The sequence below is a fragment of the Dyella subtropica genome, from assembly GCF_026283965.1.
In the GTDB taxonomy this organism is placed as follows: domain Bacteria; phylum Pseudomonadota; class Gammaproteobacteria; order Xanthomonadales; family Rhodanobacteraceae; genus Dyella_D; species Dyella_D subtropica.
Genome location: NZ_JAPDPD010000001.1, coordinates 431789 through 448480, shown reverse-complemented (window position 1 = coordinate 448480; position 16692 = coordinate 431789). Strand labels below are relative to the sequence as shown.

Here is a 16692-nt window from a genome sequence, read left to right as displayed (position 1 = left end):
TCGGTAACGGATCAGCCGTAGGCGGACAGGAGTCCACCTGCGGCTTTTTTATGCGCGCTATTTATGGGCAATGCTCAAGCGCAAACGCCCTCTCACAGCCTTCGCCTGCTTTTTCCCGGGCCCACAAAAAAGCCGATGGCGCTAGCCACCGGCTCGAATGTCGCTACGTACTGCGCTTACTTGGAGCGCGACTTGGGCCGCACGTACAGCACCAGGCTGTGATCCTCGATCACATAGCCGTGCCGGGCCGCGATTTCATGCTGGAGACGCTCGATCTCCTCGCTGACGAACTCGATCACCTTCCCGCTGTCCACATCGATCATGTGGTCATGATGCTTGCCACGGTCGAGTTCGTAGACGGCCTGGCCGCCTTCGAAATTGTGCTTGACCACGATGCCGGCGGCCTCGAACTGGGTCAGCACCCGATAGACGGTGGCCAGTCCAATGTCTTCCTGGTGGGCGAGCAGTTTCTTGTAGATGTCCTCGGCGGTGAGGTGATGAACCTCCTCCTCTTCGAGGATTTGCAGAATGCGCATGCGCGGGTGAGTCACCTTCAACCCGGCTTTGCGCAGTTCCTTGGTTTCCTGTTCCATAGCTCACTCCCGGCAACGCAGTCCCGCCAAGCCGTTAGTGTATCATCCGACACCTTCACGATCCGGACGCAACACGCATGCACAAGCTGATTCGCACGCTGGGTTTCGCCTTGCTAGGCCTTTCGCTGGCCAGCTGCCGCCTCATCTATACCCCCGACGTGCAGCAGGGCAACCTGCTCGACAAGAAGAATGTGGATCAGCTGCAGCCCGGCATGACCAAGCGCCAAGTGCTGGTGCTGATGGGTACGCCCTCGGTCGCCACGCCTTTCGATCAGAACCGCTGGGATTACGTCTCCACCCAGCAGCATCGCGGCGGCCCGATCAAGGTGCGCACGCTCAGCCTGAGCTTCAACAACGACACGCTGGTGCGCACCGAAGGCGACTTCTTCGCGGAAGACGCCAAGAAGCTGGTCGAGGAACAGAAGAAGTTCCGCGCCGGCTACCCGGTCGACGAGAATGCTGGCGACAAGACCAAGACCCCGGAAGAACAGAAGAAGGACAGCGACGGCAAGTAATCGCCGCCGCTAGCCGGCGCGCTTGCGGCGCGCCTCTTTTGGATCGAGCGTCAGCGGCCGGTAGATTTCCACCCGATCGCCATCGCTAAGTACATCATCAGGCTGCACCTTGCGCGAAAACACACCCAGCCGCGCCGGATCGATCTGCAAGCCTTCCACCATGCCAGCGATACCCGAAGCTTCCACGGCCTGCATCACCGTGCTGCCGAAAGGCAATTCCACCCGGCGAAACAGTTGCCGCCCTGATTCGGCATAAACCACCTCGACGACGATGCGCTCAGCCATATGTGCGCTCAGCCTCGCGGCAAAAGTCCTCCACCATGCGACTGGCCAACCCCTGGAAACCAAGCCTCAGGGCGGTGCCGCCTAGTTTGCCGGCGTAGTCGAAATCGAGCTCAAAAGCGATCTTGCAGCCGGTATCGCCCAGCGCCGTGAAGTCCCACACACCTTCGAGGCTGCGGAACGGCCCGTCGACCAGACTTATTTGCAAGCGGCGCGGACGATCGGTGGTGTTACGGGTGGTGAAGCTATGTCGAAAACCGGCAAACTTGAGATCCAGCCGCGCCACCAGCATGTTGTCTCCACGTTCCAGCACTTCGGCGCCACCACACCAAGGGAAACGCTTTGGGTATGCTTCGACCTCATTGACCAGGTCGAACATCTGCGCCGGGGAATACTTCACCAGCGCGCTGCGGCGGATTTCGATCACGTCAGCCTCATCAGAATCATTCAGGGTCCTGCCCAGCGCGGGCGGATCACCAGCAGGGCGAGCAGGCCCGAAGTTTAGCGGACATGGCCAAGGCTAAGGACAAAGACAACAAGGGCAGCGGCACCATTGCGCTCAACAAGCGCGCGCGCCACGAGTACCACATCGACCAGCGCTACGAAGCCGGCATCGCCTTACAGGGCTGGGAGCTGAAGGCTCTCCGCGCCGGGCGGATCAACTTCGGCGACGGTTACGCCATTGTGCTGAAGGGCGAGATCTTCCTCGTCGGCACCTCCATTCCACCGCTCATCAGCGCGTCCACGCATGTCATCGCAGAAGACCGCCGCACGCGCAAGCTGCTGCTGCACAAGCAGGAGATCGACCAGCTGATCGGCGCCGTCGAGCGCAAGGGCTACACCATGGTGCCCATCGCGATGTACTGGAAGGGCAACAAGGTCAAGGTCGAAATCGGACTCGCCCGCGGCAAACAAGCCCACGACAAGCGCGACACCGAAAAGGAACGCGACTGGCAGCGCGAGAAGCAGCGCACCATGCGTGCGCACAACCGCAGCGCGTGAGTGGACTCAGGCTAGGGACCCTCTGATCTATTCCGCGCAGGCGGCATGATCACCAGAAAGCGCGCTGCGGGCGCCGCGTGGCGCAGTGCCTGACTGGCCGTCAGGTCAAGCCGCGCGGCGCCCGCAGCGCGCTTTCTGGTGATCACCCCGTCATTGATAAAACAGAAGGTTGGGCCGTTGCTGTTTGCGCGCAGCTCACCGCCGCGCTGTCTAGACAGACGTCCAGTCTGCCGTCGGCAACGCAACGGCGATCTGCGCGCAAACAGCAACGGTGACGCCTACGTGGAATAGATCAGAGGGTCCCTAGCGACATGCTCATCGCATCCGTCGCCGGCTTGAAGCCGCAGCGCTCATACAAGCGGCGAGCGCTCACCGTGGCATGCAGGGTCAGTGCATCCACACCCTGCTCCCGCGCAGCGGACCCGATCGCCGCGAGCAAGCCGGCACCCACGCCCGCGAGTCGATACGGCGGTTTCACGTAGACATTCAGCAGATACCAACCCTTTCCGTTCGGGTAACTCGCCGAAGGCATGTGCGGATACGGGTTCACCGCCGCACTGCCGATCACTCGCCCGTCCAGCTCGGCCAGCCAGGCTTGCAAGCGCCCTTCCGCCATCGCCTCTTCGATCCACGCGCGCAAGCGGTCGGCGAATCCATCCGACAGCTGCTGTCCCATCTCTTCAAGAAAGGTGCAACGCAGCTCCGTAAGCATGCCAGCGTCCCCTTGCCCCGCCAGACGAACCCTCGCCATGCCCCACCCCTTGGTTATCGACACGTCGCAACGATAGAGGCTAAGCCCTCTACGTGCGCGGCCTTGATGTGGCGTGGCATGACTCCATATACTAACTCGGCTAGCGATCTTTTCCCCGGGGGTGTCCTGGCTTCGACGGGGGTAGTGAGATAGCTTGGTGCATGCCGAGGGGGCAGCTTTCCTCGTAAATCCAGCCGCAAAACTCATAATTGCCAACGATAGCAATTACGCTCTGGCCGCTTAAGGCCTAGCCCCGAACCCACTTGTGCTCGTGCTCGTCGGTGTAGGGTCATTATCACGGGATCGCCCAAAGCTGCCGCCTGTCGGTCAGGGTCAAATCAAGCAGGCTGGTCCTTCGATGCGCCTTGCACACTGTGCTGTCGCGGGACGAGATCTAACAGTGAGCTAAGCATGTAGTACTGGGCGTCAAACGCCTTCGGACGCGGGTTCGACTCCCGCCACCTCCACCAATCCGACCCGTCAAGCGAGCCATCGCTTGGCGGGTTTTCTTTTGGGAGATCACAAAGCCATTTGGGGCTGAATTGGCAAGGCGGAAATGAATCTGGCCCGGTTTGCTCTCCACTCCAGCACATGTCGAATCGGACAAGATGAGCCCGAAGGCAGCCAGTAGAGACGCGCCAGACGTTGCGGAGAATGCGCAGTTTCACGCCACTTTGACGAAAGCAAAGCCACAGGTGACGCACAGCATCACTTTGCTTTCTATAGGTTTCCCAATTTGAAAAATTTCGCTCGAAGTTATTGACTTCAGCCCCGCAAGACCCCACGATCTGCATGCGTCTGGGAAGAGTCGCTAAGCGCCTCGACTCGTGGCTTAAAGCCACGACCCCAGTCGCTTTTTTTTGCATGCATATCAGGGGAGCGTAAGTTTATGCACCTTTGTTATATCGATGAATCAGGCACCTCCTCAGTTCCTGGCAACAGTAGCCATTTCGTACTCGCCGGATTGGCCATTCCAATCGACAAATGGAAATATGCTGATTCGCAAATTCAGGGTATTCAAGTAGCGCACCGACTTCCAAACGCTGAACTGCATACGGCGTGGATACTAAGACCGTACCTGGAACAAACAAGAATTTCGAACTTCGACCAGCTAAGCGACGCTGATCGACGAATTGCGGTCCAACGCGAACGCAATACACACCTTCTCAAACTACAACGCTCAAAAAACACCAAAGCCTATAAGCAAGCTAAAAAAAACTACGAAAAGACGGATGCATATATCCACCTAACCAGCGATGAGCGTCGAACATTTGTACTTGCTGTCGCTGACGAAGTCAGCAAATGGGACTTTGCACGACTTTTTTGCGAATGCGTCGACAAGCTTTACATCGACCCAAGCAAGACAGGCCGATCAATCGACGAGCAGGCATTTGAACAAGTTGTTTCACGATATGAACGCTATCTAGCAGCCCGGTCAAAAAAAACGGAGATGCAAGAATACGGACTCATTGTGCATGATAACAATGAAACTGTTGCAAAGCGCCATACAGAAATGATGAGACATTTTCATGCTCAAGGGACGCTTTGGACTCGCATTACAAACATTATTGAAACGCCTTTATTCGTAGACAGCCAGCTTACTAACATGGTGCAACTTGCAGACTTGTGCAGTTACGCAGTTCGCCGATATGTAGAGAACAATGAAGTCGACATATTTGAAAAAATTTATAAAAGAGCAGACCGGTCACTTGGACGAGTGCACAGTGTGCGCCACTACACAAACCTTGCGTGCAAGTGCACGATGTGTATAAAACATAGAAAAAAATCGACAATTAATCGATCGTGGCAAAACGGAAAACATACCCGAAAAACTGACAAGTCACCGACAAATTAGCCCCAAGCACTCACGAAACTTTGTTAACCTGAAGACTCATGTCGCGGCCTCCCGCACGTGGCGGTATGTTCGAGGCCACCACAGCTTCGACGATCGCACCGCGACAGGAGGCAGCCATGTCACTTTATGCAGCCATCGATCTGCGATAGCTTGGGCGCCCTCCGCATCAATCTCAGCGAATGACATGCGTGAACTCCCCAACCTGACGAGTGGCCGGAGATTATCTGCGCCTTAGGCGGAATCGCTGCACGGACCTTTGAGCGCGCTGCCTGGTCACGTCGTTGTCGTATCTCGTCGGCTTTCGGGAAAGATAACGCAGCCCCCAAATTATCAGCCCCGCGATTACCGTGAGGATCAGATAGGCCGGCCCCCACAGGTCGCCTGCCTGACCCGACATCCATTGAACCTGCGGCGCAAAGAAAGCCCCCCATGCGTGCCCCCCCCCCTTCCCGTTCAGTGCACAGAGCATAGTCCGCCATCCTCTCCGCTAGACGCTGGACACACCAGAACTTGCGCGGGCATCGAAATCAGGGCACCGCGGGAAAGCCCGCCGTAGGCCATATTGTGGCTATAGTGTTCGCCCGCTTTCGATGCCAAGGCATCCGATGAATCAACCGCACCGCACTCCCCCGTCAGCGCCCGGCACCCGCTCCGCAGGTCCGCAAGGGACGCGGATGTTTTCCGCCGAGGAGTTGCGGCAGTTCGCCAGCGAAGCCGAGGCCGGATCGGATGGTCGAGCCAGCGCGCACGAGCCGGTGCTCGAGGGTGTCAGTGCGGGACTCGAAAGCCGCCGCTACTCCTTGCGCTCGGGCCGTCAGACTATCGGCCGACGAAACGACAGCGACATCGTGGTCGACGATCTCAGCGTCTCGGCCTCGCACGCCTGGATCATCAACCAGCACGGTCACTACGTGATCATGAATACGCTGTCCACGAACGGTACGTTCGTCAACGACAAGCGCGTGCATGAGGCGGTGCTCAAGCACGGCGATCGCATTCGCCTGGGGCAGGCCGAATTCGTGTTTCGCACCCGTGAGCGTGGCACGCCGCCGCCCTCTCTCCTTCGCTATCTCACCGCCGGGCTGCTGATGTTGATCGCGCTGGGCGTCTTGATCTGGCAGGTTGCTCGGTAATCACAGCATGAGCGACAGCAGCATTCCGCGCAGCGTTGGCCGCTATCGCATCGATGGCGTCCTTGGCAAAGGCGCGATGGCCGTGGTCTACGCCGGTTTCGATCCGGATATCGAGCGCCAGGTAGCCATCAAGTGCTTGCACCGAGAAGTGGCCGCCGATTCCGGCTACCGCCAGCGCTTTCAGATTGAGGCGCGGGCCGCCGGACGCCTGACCCATCCCCACATCGTCACGATCTTCGACGCCGGGGAAACCGACGACGGCCGCTCCTATATCGCGATGGAGCGCTTGTCCGGCGAGACGCTCGCCAGTCGTATCGCCAGCGAGGGCTTCCCTTCGCTGGCGGTGACCATTGAGCTGGCTAGCCAGATCGCGGCGGGATTGGATTACGCGCACGCACAAGGGGTGGTGCACCACGACATCAAGCCCGAGAACATCATGCTGGCCGACGGCTGGCACTACGCGAAAATCAGCGATTTCGGCATCGCTGAGCGCCGCCGAACGCGGGAGGGTGCCAGCGGCACGCCCAAGGAAATCGGCGGCACCCCGGCGTACATGGCCATGGAGCGCCTGCGCGGCGAGCCGAGCGATGCGCGTAGCGATCTGTTCTCGCTAGGCGTAGTGCTGTACTGGTTGGTCACCGGCAAGCTGCCTTGGACAACCACCGGGGACGTGCAGCAGCTGCTGAGGGAGCGACTGCGCACGCCCGTGCCGCCGATCGAGCCGCGCGATCCCGCCACTCCCTCGATGTTGATCGACATCGTGCGCACCTTGCTGGCCCCCACGGCGGAAGCCCGGTATCAAAGCGGCGCCGAAGTGATCGACGACTTGCGCGCGACCCGCAAGGAATACGAGCGCCTGCACGAAAAGCCGCTGGCCGAGCGCATCGTGTCGCTGCGCCTGCGCTGGGCCAGCATGCTGGGCGCCATTCTGAGCCTGGTACTGCTGCTGGGGTTGGCGGCGATCTACGCGAAGCAGAACACAGCCGTCACCGGCCTTGCGCTGGACTTTGGCCAATCCATGGGGCGCATGATCGCCAGCGAGTCGGCAGAAAACCTGTTGCTCGGCGATCGCCCAGCCACCCGTGCCCTGGTCGAGGATATTTCGCGCAACCGCCAGATCCATTACCTCGCCATCGCGGATCGCACCGGCAAGGTCATCGCCAGCACCCGTCCGGATGAGATCGACAGCGCATTGCCCGCGCCGGTCGTGCTGCAACGTCATTCCGCCTCGGATGAAGGCGATAGCTATCTCGGCAAAGACGGCACGCAGGCGGACAAGATTCTGCTGTTCGACCTGCCGATCCGCTACCAAACCAAAGTCGTGGGCCAGATGCGCCTGGGCGTCAGCACCGCGCCTCTACACGCGGCGCAAAGAACCACGCTGTGGGTTATTGCCGCCGTGCTGGTGGTGACGCTGGTCGCCGTGGTCGGCGCCGCTTACTGGCTATTCCGACAACCGTTGATGTTGCTGGATCTGCTTGGCGATGCCTTGCTGCGCGTCTCGCGGGGCGACTTTGCTTACCGCATCCGCCTGACCCGCCGGGATGAGCTGGGACGGCTGTTCAACACATTCAATCTCATGAACAACGCGTTGCAGACCCGGCAGCGCCAGCGCACCAAGCCGCCCCGCTCGGTCCCCACCGAGGACATCACCCAACCCACGCGAGTGATGCCCACGCCCAGGCGCGAAGGGGAGCTTGGCTAAGTGCCACCCCGCATCGACCAAGACCGCAGCAGGAAACTCAGAATTGTTTGAGGCGTTGCTTGAGTTCGAGCGCGCGCGTGCGATAGATCATGGCCGGCTCGTAGCTCGGATCGATCGCCAATACGCGGTCCCACAACGCGATCGCTGGGTCCAGTTGCTGATCGCGATACAGCACGATCGCGCGCTCGTGATACGAGGCCAGCAGCTGGGTGCGCAGCGACGTTGCCTCAGTTCCAACCGGCTTCAACTTCGGATCGAGGTTTAGCGCCTCGTCGAGACGAGCCAGCGCCTGCGTTTTCTGCCCCTGCGCGAGCAGGGTCACGCTCTCTTTCTGCAATCGCACGGCCTTGACCGACGGCGCCTCGGCGACCGGCGCAGCGGCAAGCGGCGCCGCCACCTCAGTGCCTGACGGCGCATCACTGCTGCCGCCCCCCGCTGTCGCCTCCTGCGACGCCGCCCCTTTCACGGAGGCTGGCAGACGCAGCGTCTGGCCGACACGCAGCACGGAGGGATTGGTCGAGCCGTTGTAGCGCGCCAGCACCAGGAACAGGTTTGCGTCGCCGAGATAGCGAGCGGCCAAGGTGCTGTAGGAGTCGCCCGCCTGCACGACGTGTGTTCGCGCCGGGCTGCCCAGTATCTGTACGGGATCACCCGTGAGCTGGCGCAGCATAGCCTGCGCCGAACGGTCGTTCGGATGCTGCCGCAGGTATTGCCGCAACGCTTTTTCACCCGTCGCGTAATGCCCCTGCTGCAGGTCCCCGTTGACGATCGCAGCAAGCGAGGATTCCCTTGGAGCCTCCACGCTCGCGGGCTCGACGACCGTGTCCGTCGTTGGTGCGGAAGGGCTGCTGGTCGACTGTCCCGCCATCTTCGACTTGAGTGCCTTCATCTGCGCGCAGCCGGCCAAGCCGAGCATCGCCGCAAAGAGAATGATCGTCGTGGCGCGCTTCCGCCCCGAACCGCCGACCGGATACCCCTGTACTTTCAACATGCTTGAACTATGACTCCATGCGAACTGACCATCAGCCCCCCCCCCCTGTTGCCGCTACAACCCGCAGCGCCCCTTGATGACGAACGACATCGTTGGTCGCAACGTCGCGCATAACCTGCGCACGCTGTCCGAGCGGGTTCAACACCGCATCGCCAGCCATGTGAACACGCAAGGATAGCCGATGCCTGACGACCCCACGTGCCGGACCGATGCAACGTCCTCTCAAATCACCGACGTCTTCCCGCCATCCATCGGAATCACCGCGCCGGTGACATAACTCGCCAGAGGCGAAGCAAGGAAGAGCACCACGTTGGCGATTTCCTCCGGTTCCGCCACCCGCCCCAGCGGAATACCGGCGAGTTGCTCGGCGAGCAGATCATCTGTCGAGCGTCCGCTCGCGCGCGACGAAACCTCCAACCCTTCCTGCACGCGCCCGGTGCGCGTCATACCAGGATTGATGGCGTTGACCCGCACGCCCTTGCCGGCATAGGCCGTGGCATAACCGACCGACGCCAGCATCAGCGCCGCATTGGCGGCACCGCCACCGATATGCATGGGGTTGGCCTGACGCCCGCCTTGCCCGATGACATTGACGATGGCGCCCTTGCCGCGTGCGGCCATATGACGGATCACCGGATCGATCGCGTGCATATAGGTGAAGTACTTCGCCTGCATGGCGGCATGCAAAGCATGCGCATCCAACTCCGACGGCGGCGTGCGCCGCGCAGCGCCCGCGCAATTGACCAGCACCTCGATCGGGCCGTGATCGTCCTCGATACGCTCCATCACGATCTGAGCCGCCACGCTGTCACTCAGGTCGGCCGGCTCGACATTCATGTGCAGCCCCATGGCCTGCAATTGTCGCTGCGCCGCGTGCAGGTGTTCTGGTGAGCGCGAGATACCGATGACGGTTGCACCTTCGCGAGCGAAGGCAGCGGCGCACACCAGGCCGATGCCCTTGCTGGCGCCGGTAATCACCACAACGCGACCGGTCAGGCCGAGATCCATGCAAAAACCCCTTAAGCAAGCTACACCACGCCATTGAAGCAGAAGCCGTGCCTTGCGACTGTGACGACATGATGCCTGTCATGCGCAGCGGCTGATGCCCGTCTCTGCCGAGCCACAAACCGGCGAGGGACCATGTGCATCGAAGACAGGACCGCCTCGGCACACAACCAGGCCGGCCCCTGCCAGGCCCGCCGCCGCATAGGCCATCAGTCATGTTGCGAATATTGGAATCGCCTATTGACGGGTCAGACTATGGTGTTATAGTTCACTACAACACCGGTCCACGAGGTCACTAAAGGAGACCCGTCATGAAAGCGCCGAACCTGATCGCCCTGACTGCCGCTGTACTGTTCACCACCGCCGCCCTGGCCGCCGTCAACTCGAACGTCAAGACCGCGCCTGCCAGCGAAATCAACGGGGTCAAAGTCATCACCCTGGCCCCGATCGACGTCCGCCCGACCGCCGAAGACCTGCGCGCTGCCGCCCTGCTGGCCGACGCCAGCATCGCCAGCGCCACGGTCTCCCCGATGATGGCCCGCGCCGCCCAGAGTCGCGCCGGCCTGCTCGGGGCCCAACTGGCCATGCCCTACTATTCGTTTGGCACCACGCTCGGCCGTATCAGCAGCAAGGAATAACGTATGACCATTACCTGGAACGACAGCGTCCCGATCTACCGCCAACTGCGCGAACGCGTCGTGGCGATGATCCTGGACGGCGCCTTGAACGAGGGCGACCCGCTGCCGTCAGTACGCCAGGTCGCCGCGGATTTCCAAATCAATCCGCTGACCGTCTCCAAGGCGTACCAGGAACTGGTCGACGATCAACTAGTGGAAAAAAGGAGGGGGTTGGGCATGTTCGTTATCGATGGAGCCCGCGAGGCGTTGCTCAAATCCGAGCGCGAGCGCTTTCTGCGTGAGGAATGGCCGGCCCTGTTTGCCCGCCTGCAACGCCTCGGCCTGGATCTGAAGACCCTGATGCGCGAGACGGAGACACAGTCATGAACGCCGTCGTCACGGCCAATGGCCTGAGCAAGCGCTACAAGAACACCCTCGCGCTGGATCAGGTCAGTTTCCAGATCGAGTCCGGCCGCATCGTGGGCCTGATCGGTCCCAACGGCGCCGGCAAAACCACGGCCCTGAAGGCCATCCTCGGCCTCACCGATTTCCAGGGCCAACTGAACGTGCTGGGCTTCGACCCACGCACGCAGCGCGACAAACTGATGGAGCAGGTCTGCTTTATCGCCGACGTCGCCGTATTGCCCCGCTGGATTCGTGTACATGAGGCGGTCGACTTCGTCGCCAACGTGCATCCACGCTTCAACCGTGCCAAGTGCGAAGCCTTCCTGGCGCGCACCAAACTCACCGCCAACCAGCGCGTCAAGCAGATGTCCAAGGGCATGATCGTGCAGCTGCATCTGGCCCTGGTGATGGCCATCGACGCCCGCCTGCTGATCCTGGACGAACCCACACTGGGCCTGGATATCCTCTACCGCAAACAGTTCTACCAGAGCCTGCTGGAGGACTACTTCGATGAAAACAAAACCATCATCGTCACCACCCACCAAGTAGAAGAAATCGAACACATCCTCACCGACCTGATGTTTATTCGCGACGGCAAGATCGTGCTGGATGCCGACATGGACGCCGTCGGCGAACGCTTTGCCGAAGTGATGGTGAGCGGCGACAAGGCCGAAACCGCCCGCCAGATGAAACCCTTGGACGAGCGCCAGGTCTTCGGCAAAAGCATCTTTCTGTTCGACGGCGCGGACCGCACGACGCTGGAGGCGATGGGCGAAGTACGCCGCCCCTCGGTCAGCGACCTGTTCGTCGCCACCATGAAAGGAACCTACGCATGAAAACCTTCTACTGGCTGGTCAAGCGCGAGTTCTGGGAGAACCGCGGCGGGTTTCTGTGGGCGCCTATCGTTACCGGCGTGGTTTTCCTGGTGTTGAACGTCATGGCCATCATCGCGGCCGAAGTGATGGGCGCCCGCCACGGCGGCTTCGAGATTGGCGGCAATAACCTGCAGGAGCTGGTTGCAAAGGCGAGCTCGGGGGACCTGGCTAAAATCGGCGCAGCCCTGGACATGACGATGCTCTCCGTCATGGGCCTGATCAGCATCGTGCTGGGTATCGTGGTGCTGTTCTACTGCCTGGGCGCGCTCTACGACGATCGCCGTGATCGCAGCATCCTGTTCTGGAAGTCGCTGCCGATATCCAATACCAGCACGGTGTTGTCGAAAGTGGCCAGCGCCATGGTGCTCGCCCCAGTGATCGCCGTGGTGGTCGGTATCCTCGTCGGCCTGCTGCAGTTGCTGATCTTCGCCATAGTGCTTTCGCTGCACGGCATCAATGTCTGGCAGTTGCTCACGCTGGCCCATCCGTTCCGTGCCATTGGCTCATTGATCAGCGCCATCCCTCTGTACGCCCTATGGGCCGCCCCTTCGATCGGCTGGCTGATGTTCTGCTCGGCCTGGGCCCGCGCCAAACCCTTCCTATGGGCGGTGGCCGTTCCCGCGGTGGCCGGTGTGATGGTGAGCTGGTTCGGCATCATGGGCCTGTTCGACCTGCCCACCACGTGGTTCTGGAGCCATATCGTTCAACGCGTGCTGCTCAGCGTCTTCCCCGGTTCGAGCCTGGTCTTCAATAAGCACAGCCTGGAAACGGCGAGCGATATGAACGGGTTCCACAATCCACTGGACCTGCTCGCACCGAATTACACCTATGGCCTACTGACCACACCCAACCTGTGGATCGGCGTGGCTGCGGGCGCCGCATTGATCGCCGCAGCCATCTGGTTCCGCCGAGTTCGCGACGACAGCTGATCAGGGTTCTCTTCGCAGCGGCCACGACTATCTCATCCAGCACTGACAGGGAGGCACCCCATGAAGCACCGCTCGATCACCTTCGGCCTGCTAGCTGCGGCTCTCAGCCTGTCGCTGACTGCCTGTGGCCAACCCAATCACGTCGACGCCGGAGCCACCAACGGCGTGGCCGACGCGATGAAGGAAGTACAGCAGCAAACCTCGCCCTCAGTCATCGGCGCTGAAGTGCAAAAGGGTATCGACCAGGCCAAACGCGAGCTGGTCAGCCAGGACATCGACATCAACAGCGTGCATCTCGACAACGGCCATCATCGCGACACCAGCAATCTGCCCAAGGCGGTCATCACGCCGCAGAACGACCTGGTGATCGCCGGCAAGACGGTGCCAGCCACACCCGAGCAACACACTATGTTGGCGGACTACCGCCAGCGCATCATCGGCATCGCCGAGGCCGGCATGGATATCGGGGCCAGCGGCGCCAACCTCGGCATGGCCGCCGCCAAGGAAGCGATCTGGGGGGCCATCCTCGGCCAGAGCGACAAGGAAGTCGAGGCGCGTATCAAGCCGCAGACCGCGCAGATCAAGGCCGCCGCCCTGAAGCTGTGCCAGCGCATGCCCGACCTGCTTGCCTCGCAGCAGAAGCTGGCCGCGGCGATGCCGGAGTTCCATCCCTATGCCACCATGACGCAGCAGGACGTCGACGACTGCGGCAAAAACGTCGACAAGGATTGAGCAAGGACCTGACGGCGCTCAACCGCCGGCAAGCCGCGGCGACCTTGCCAGCCTGCGTCCCCGCACGGAAGCGGGACGCAGGCGCGGACTTGCCAGCCACACCCCGCCTGCGATGCACCGCAACGACCGTCGTCTGCCACTTGAATTCATGAAGTTTTCGAGATGTCAGCTCTTCGCCTGAATCGCTTTGGCCGAAAGCTGATGGCTGTGTACAACCGCAAAGGGATCTTCAGTAACCGGACCGATGACATCAGCGGTCTGGAGCAAGCATTGCGCCATCGCTTCGCCCAGGTCGATATCGCCGTACACGGCAAAGTCGCGCTGTTCTCGGCGCGACTTCCCTAGCAGGCAAGCTGATGTTCAACCGCCACCGCCTCCGCTGCCATGAATACCACCTTTGGTCAGCGCCATCGGATCGAGCAACCTCTTCAGCTCTTCTTTCTTCAAGCCGGTGGTTTCCAGTGCCACATCCATGATCGGCCGCTTCTGCTTGTAGGCCTGCTTGGCCGTAGCCGCTCCCTTCTCGTAACCGATCACCGGATTGAGCGCGGTGACCAGAATCGGATTCTTGTCCAGCGCTTCCTTGACCCTCGCCGTGTTGACCTTGAAACCGGCGATCGCTTTGTCGGCCAGCAGCACGCTCACGTTGGAAAGGATGCCGATGGACTGCAGCAGGTTGTGCGCGACCAGCGGCAGCATCACGTTGAGCTGGAAATTGCCCGATTGGCCGGCGATGGTGATGGCGGCATCGTTGCCGATCACCTGTGCGGCCACCATCGCCGTGGCTTCTGGAATCACCGGATTGACCTTGCCCGGCATGATCGACGAGCCGGGCTGCAGCGCCGGCAACTCGATCTCACCCAAACCCGCCAGCGGACCGGAGTTCATCCAGCGCAGATCGTTAGCGATCTTCATCAGCGCAACGGCCAGGGCCTTCAACTGACCCGACAGTTCCACCGCTGCATCCTGTCCGGCCATGCCCTCGAAATAATTGGCCGCCGATTCGAAGCGCACACCAGTGAGCTTTTTCAATTCGCGCGCCACGGCCGGACCAAACGTCGGCTCCGCATTGATGCCGGTGCCCACGGCGGTGCCACCCTGTGGAAGGCGGCGCATGCGCTTGAGGCTGTCCTCGATGCGTTCGATCGACGAACCGATCTGCGCCGCCCAGCCGGACAACTCCTGGCCGAAGGTCACGGGCATCGCATCCATCAGGTGGGTGCGGCCGGTCTTGGGCGTGTTCTTCAACTCGCGCACACGCCGCTCGATGGTCTTCTTCAGATGCTTGAGCGCGGGCAGCAGCTGCTCGCTCACAGTGAGCGTGGCACTGACGTGGATGGCGGTGGGAATCACGTCGTTCGAACTCTGCCCGTAGTTGACGTGATCGTTGGGGTGCACCTTGGTGCCCGCTTTGGCCGCGAGGTGGGCGATCACCTCGTTGGCATTCATATTGGTGCTGGTGCCCGAGCCGGTCTGGAATACATCGATGGGGAACTGGTCGTCGAACTGCCCATCAGCCACCGCCAGCGCGGCCTTGCGGATAGCCACCGCCTGCCCTTTGCGCAGATGGCCAAGCGACAGATTGGCCTCGGCCGCAGCGGCCTTGATCAGGCCCAGCGCGCGGATGAAAGGACGCGGCAAGTGCAGGCCGGAAATGGGAAAATTGTTGACGGCACGCTGGGTTTGCGCGCCGTACAGCGCATCGGTAGGGACCTTCAGCTCGCCCATGCTGTCGTGTTCGATGCGGTACGGACTCATACGTGGATTCCTTGGATGAAGAGGTCTGCCGGCGACTATAGGCCGGCTTTCGTTAGAGTCATGCCAATGCCTTGCGCGGTGCAAACCACCCACTTACGCCGTCCTCGGGCCGCACCCGTTGTAAAATGCCCGCTTTCCCGCTTCTGGATTGCCCTCGATGTCCTCCCACGCCCTGACCGCCCTGTCGCCGCTGGACGGCCGTTACGCCAGCAAGGCCGAAGCGCTGCGCCCGATCTTCAGCGAGTTCGGCCTGATGCATCGCCGCGTACACGTGGAAATCGAGTGGTTGCTGGCCCTGGCTACCGACAAGGGCATCGCCGAGCTGCCGGCGTTCTCGCCGGCGCAGGTCGCGCAGCTCAAAGCCATCGCCGCCGATTTCAGCGTGGACGACGGCGCCCGCATCAAGACCATCGAAGCCACCACCAACCACGACGTGAAGGCGGTGGAGTACTTCATCAAGGAACGCATCGGCAACGATGCCGCGCTGGCCCAGGCCAAAGAGTTCGTGCACTTCGCCTGCACCAGCGAGGACATCAACAATCTGTCTTACGCGCTGATGCTGCACGACGCGCGCGAACGGGTGCTGCTGCCGGCGTTCGATCGCATCATCGCCAAGCTGCGCGAACTGGCTCATGCCAACGCCGCCCTGCCGATGCTTTCACGCACGCATGGTCAGACCGCGTCGCCGAGCACGCTGGGCAAGGAACTCGCCAATGTCGTTGCGCGCCTGGAGCGCCAGCGCAAGCAGCTCGCCGCGCTGGAAGTGCCGGGCAAGATCAACGGCGCCGTGGGCAACTACAATGCGCACGCCATCACCTACCCCGAGCTGGATTGGCGCGGTTTCTCGCAGCGCTTCGTCGAAAGCCTGGGCCTGGACTACAACCCCTACACCACGCAGATCGAGCCGCATGACGGCGTGGCCGAGTACTGCGATGCGGTGCGCCGCGCCAACATCATCCTGATCGATCTGGCGCGCGACATCTGGGGCTACATCTCGCTGGGTTACTTCAAGCAGTCGCTGAAGGCAGGCGAGGTCGGCTCCTCCACCATGCCGCACAAAGTCAATCCGATCGACTTCGAGAATGCGGAAGGCAACTTCGGCCTCGCCAATGCTCTGCTCGGCCACTTCGCCGAGAAGCTACCGATCAGCCGCTGGCAGCGCGACCTCACCGACTCCACCGTGCTGCGCGCGCTCGGCACCGCCTTCGGCCACACGCTGGTCGCACTGGAATCGCTGCAAAAGGGCCTTGGGAAATTGACCGTCAACGCCGACCGCCTCGCCGCTGACCTCGACGCCAGCTGGGAAGTGCTGGCCGAAGCCGTGCAGACCGTGATGCGCCGCTACGGCCTGCCGGAGCCGTACGAACAGCTCAAGGCGCTGACCCGCGGCCAGGGCATCACCAAGGATTCCATGCGCGACTTCATCACCGGCCTCGACCTGCCGGCGGATGCGAAACAGCGCCTGCTGGAGCTGACGCCAGGCGGTTACATTGGCTTGGCGGAATCGCTGGCGAAGGACATCTGATTCTCCACAAAGGCCCGCT

Annotated in this window: 19 protein-coding genes and 1 other RNA gene; 13 read left to right on the top strand and 7 right to left on the bottom strand. The window is 61.4% G+C overall.

From position 1 onward, the window contains the following. Positions 1 to 176 precede the first annotated feature (176 nt). On the bottom strand, positions 177 to 593 hold the full coding sequence (gene fur / locus OUZ45_RS01995) for a ferric iron uptake transcriptional regulator (RefSeq protein ID WP_266168210.1): 417 nt from the start codon (positions 591 to 593) through the stop codon (positions 177 to 179). A 77-nt stretch (positions 594 to 670) separates the two neighbouring features. Here fur and OUZ45_RS01990 point away from each other — a divergent pair, with 77 nt between their 5' ends. Further along, on the top strand, positions 671 to 1108 hold the full coding sequence (locus tag OUZ45_RS01990; RefSeq protein WP_266168209.1) for an outer membrane protein assembly factor BamE: 438 nt from the start codon (positions 671 to 673) through the stop codon (positions 1106 to 1108). A gap of 9 nt (positions 1109 to 1117) precedes the next feature. Here OUZ45_RS01990 and OUZ45_RS01985 read toward each other — a convergent pair whose 3' ends face one another. Both OUZ45_RS01985 and OUZ45_RS01980 read right to left on the bottom strand, forming a co-directional pair. Further along, on the bottom strand, positions 1118 to 1393 hold the full coding sequence (locus OUZ45_RS01985; RefSeq protein WP_266168208.1) for an RnfH family protein: 276 nt from the start codon (positions 1391 to 1393) through the stop codon (positions 1118 to 1120). After that, entirely contained in the window at positions 1386 to 1817 is a 432-nt protein-coding gene (locus OUZ45_RS01980) for a type II toxin-antitoxin system RatA family toxin (protein ID WP_266168207.1), read from the bottom strand. Before OUZ45_RS01980 ends, OUZ45_RS01985 begins: the two co-directional genes overlap by 8 nt. Before the next feature lie 83 nt (positions 1818 to 1900). On the opposite strand from OUZ45_RS01980, the gene smpB reads away from it, so the two are divergent. Then, positions 1901 to 2392 carry an SsrA-binding protein SmpB gene (gene smpB / locus OUZ45_RS01975; RefSeq protein WP_266168205.1) on the top strand — a complete coding sequence of 164 codons (492 nt, stop codon included), beginning with the start codon at positions 1901 to 1903 and terminating at the stop codon, positions 2390 to 2392. 292 nt (positions 2393 to 2684) lie between these two features. Here smpB and OUZ45_RS01970 read toward each other — a convergent pair whose 3' ends face one another. Then, positions 2685 to 3104 carry a GNAT family N-acetyltransferase gene (locus OUZ45_RS01970; RefSeq protein ID WP_266168204.1) on the bottom strand — a complete coding sequence of 140 codons (420 nt, stop codon included), beginning with the start codon at positions 3102 to 3104 and terminating at the stop codon, positions 2685 to 2687. A 156-nt stretch (positions 3105 to 3260) separates the two neighbouring features. Between OUZ45_RS01970 and ssrA the strand changes: the two genes are divergently transcribed. The 4 genes from ssrA (at position 3261) to OUZ45_RS01950 (ending at position 7836) form a co-directional block, all read left to right on the top strand. Beyond that, positions 3261 to 3613, top strand: a transfer-messenger RNA (tmRNA) gene (ssrA, locus tag OUZ45_RS01965). Positions 3614 to 4032: 419 nt separating this feature from the next. After that, the gene (locus OUZ45_RS01960) at positions 4033 to 4998 is read left to right on the top strand and encodes a DUF3800 domain-containing protein (RefSeq protein WP_266168203.1); all 966 of its coding nucleotides are present in this window, start codon (positions 4033 to 4035) and stop codon (positions 4996 to 4998) included. Between the two features lie 674 nt (positions 4999 to 5672). Beyond that, positions 5673 to 6131 (top strand): FHA domain-containing protein, encoded by a 459-nt coding sequence (locus OUZ45_RS01955; RefSeq protein WP_266168202.1) that lies wholly within the window; start codon positions 5673 to 5675, stop codon positions 6129 to 6131. A 7-nt stretch (positions 6132 to 6138) separates the two neighbouring features. Beyond that, on the top strand, positions 6139 to 7836 hold the full coding sequence (locus OUZ45_RS01950) for a protein kinase domain-containing protein (RefSeq protein WP_266168201.1): 1698 nt from the start codon (positions 6139 to 6141) through the stop codon (positions 7834 to 7836). A 37-nt stretch (positions 7837 to 7873) separates the two neighbouring features. On the opposite strand, the gene OUZ45_RS01945 is transcribed toward OUZ45_RS01950, so the two are convergent. Both OUZ45_RS01945 and OUZ45_RS01940 read right to left on the bottom strand, forming a co-directional pair. After that, positions 7874 to 8827: a LysM peptidoglycan-binding domain-containing protein gene (locus OUZ45_RS01945; protein ID WP_266168200.1), complete on the bottom strand. Its 954-nt coding sequence runs from the start codon at positions 8825 to 8827 to the stop codon at positions 7874 to 7876. A 222-nt stretch (positions 8828 to 9049) separates the two neighbouring features. Beyond that, positions 9050 to 9835, bottom strand: coding sequence for an SDR family NAD(P)-dependent oxidoreductase (locus tag OUZ45_RS01940; RefSeq protein WP_266168199.1), 786 nt, complete (start codon positions 9833 to 9835; stop codon positions 9050 to 9052). A 308-nt stretch (positions 9836 to 10143) separates the two neighbouring features. Here OUZ45_RS01940 and OUZ45_RS01935 point away from each other — a divergent pair, with 308 nt between their 5' ends. The 6 genes from OUZ45_RS01935 (at position 10144) to OUZ45_RS01910 (ending at position 13735) form a co-directional block, all read left to right on the top strand. Further along, on the top strand, positions 10144 to 10470 hold the full coding sequence (locus OUZ45_RS01935; protein WP_266168198.1) for a hypothetical protein: 327 nt from the start codon (positions 10144 to 10146) through the stop codon (positions 10468 to 10470). A gap of 3 nt (positions 10471 to 10473) precedes the next feature. Further along, positions 10474 to 10836: a GntR family transcriptional regulator gene (locus OUZ45_RS01930; RefSeq protein ID WP_266168197.1), complete on the top strand. Its 363-nt coding sequence runs from the start codon at positions 10474 to 10476 to the stop codon at positions 10834 to 10836. Further along, on the top strand, positions 10833 to 11690 hold the full coding sequence (locus tag OUZ45_RS01925) for an ABC transporter ATP-binding protein (protein ID WP_266168196.1): 858 nt from the start codon (positions 10833 to 10835) through the stop codon (positions 11688 to 11690). The genes OUZ45_RS01930 and OUZ45_RS01925 overlap by 4 nt, the downstream gene beginning before the upstream one ends. Continuing rightward, complete coding sequence (locus OUZ45_RS01920) at positions 11687 to 12658, top strand: hypothetical protein (protein WP_266168195.1); 972 nt, start codon at positions 11687 to 11689, stop codon at positions 12656 to 12658. The genes OUZ45_RS01925 and OUZ45_RS01920 overlap by 4 nt, the downstream gene beginning before the upstream one ends. A 60-nt stretch (positions 12659 to 12718) precedes the next feature. Beyond that, positions 12719 to 13390, top strand: coding sequence for a YggN family protein (locus OUZ45_RS01915; protein ID WP_266168194.1), 672 nt, complete (start codon positions 12719 to 12721; stop codon positions 13388 to 13390). Positions 13391 to 13552: 162 nt separating this feature from the next. Then, on the top strand, positions 13553 to 13735 hold the full coding sequence (locus tag OUZ45_RS01910) for a hypothetical protein (protein WP_266168193.1): 183 nt from the start codon (positions 13553 to 13555) through the stop codon (positions 13733 to 13735). Between the two features lie 15 nt (positions 13736 to 13750). Here OUZ45_RS01910 and OUZ45_RS01905 read toward each other — a convergent pair whose 3' ends face one another. Continuing rightward, a complete protein-coding gene (locus tag OUZ45_RS01905) occupies positions 13751 to 15148 on the bottom strand; it encodes a class II fumarate hydratase (protein WP_266168192.1) in 1398 nt (465 codons plus the stop codon). Between the two features lie 157 nt (positions 15149 to 15305). Here OUZ45_RS01905 and purB point away from each other — a divergent pair, with 157 nt between their 5' ends. Further along, on the top strand, positions 15306 to 16673 hold the full coding sequence (purB, locus tag OUZ45_RS01900) for an adenylosuccinate lyase (RefSeq protein ID WP_266168191.1): 1368 nt from the start codon (positions 15306 to 15308) through the stop codon (positions 16671 to 16673). Positions 16674 to 16692 lie beyond the last annotated feature (19 nt).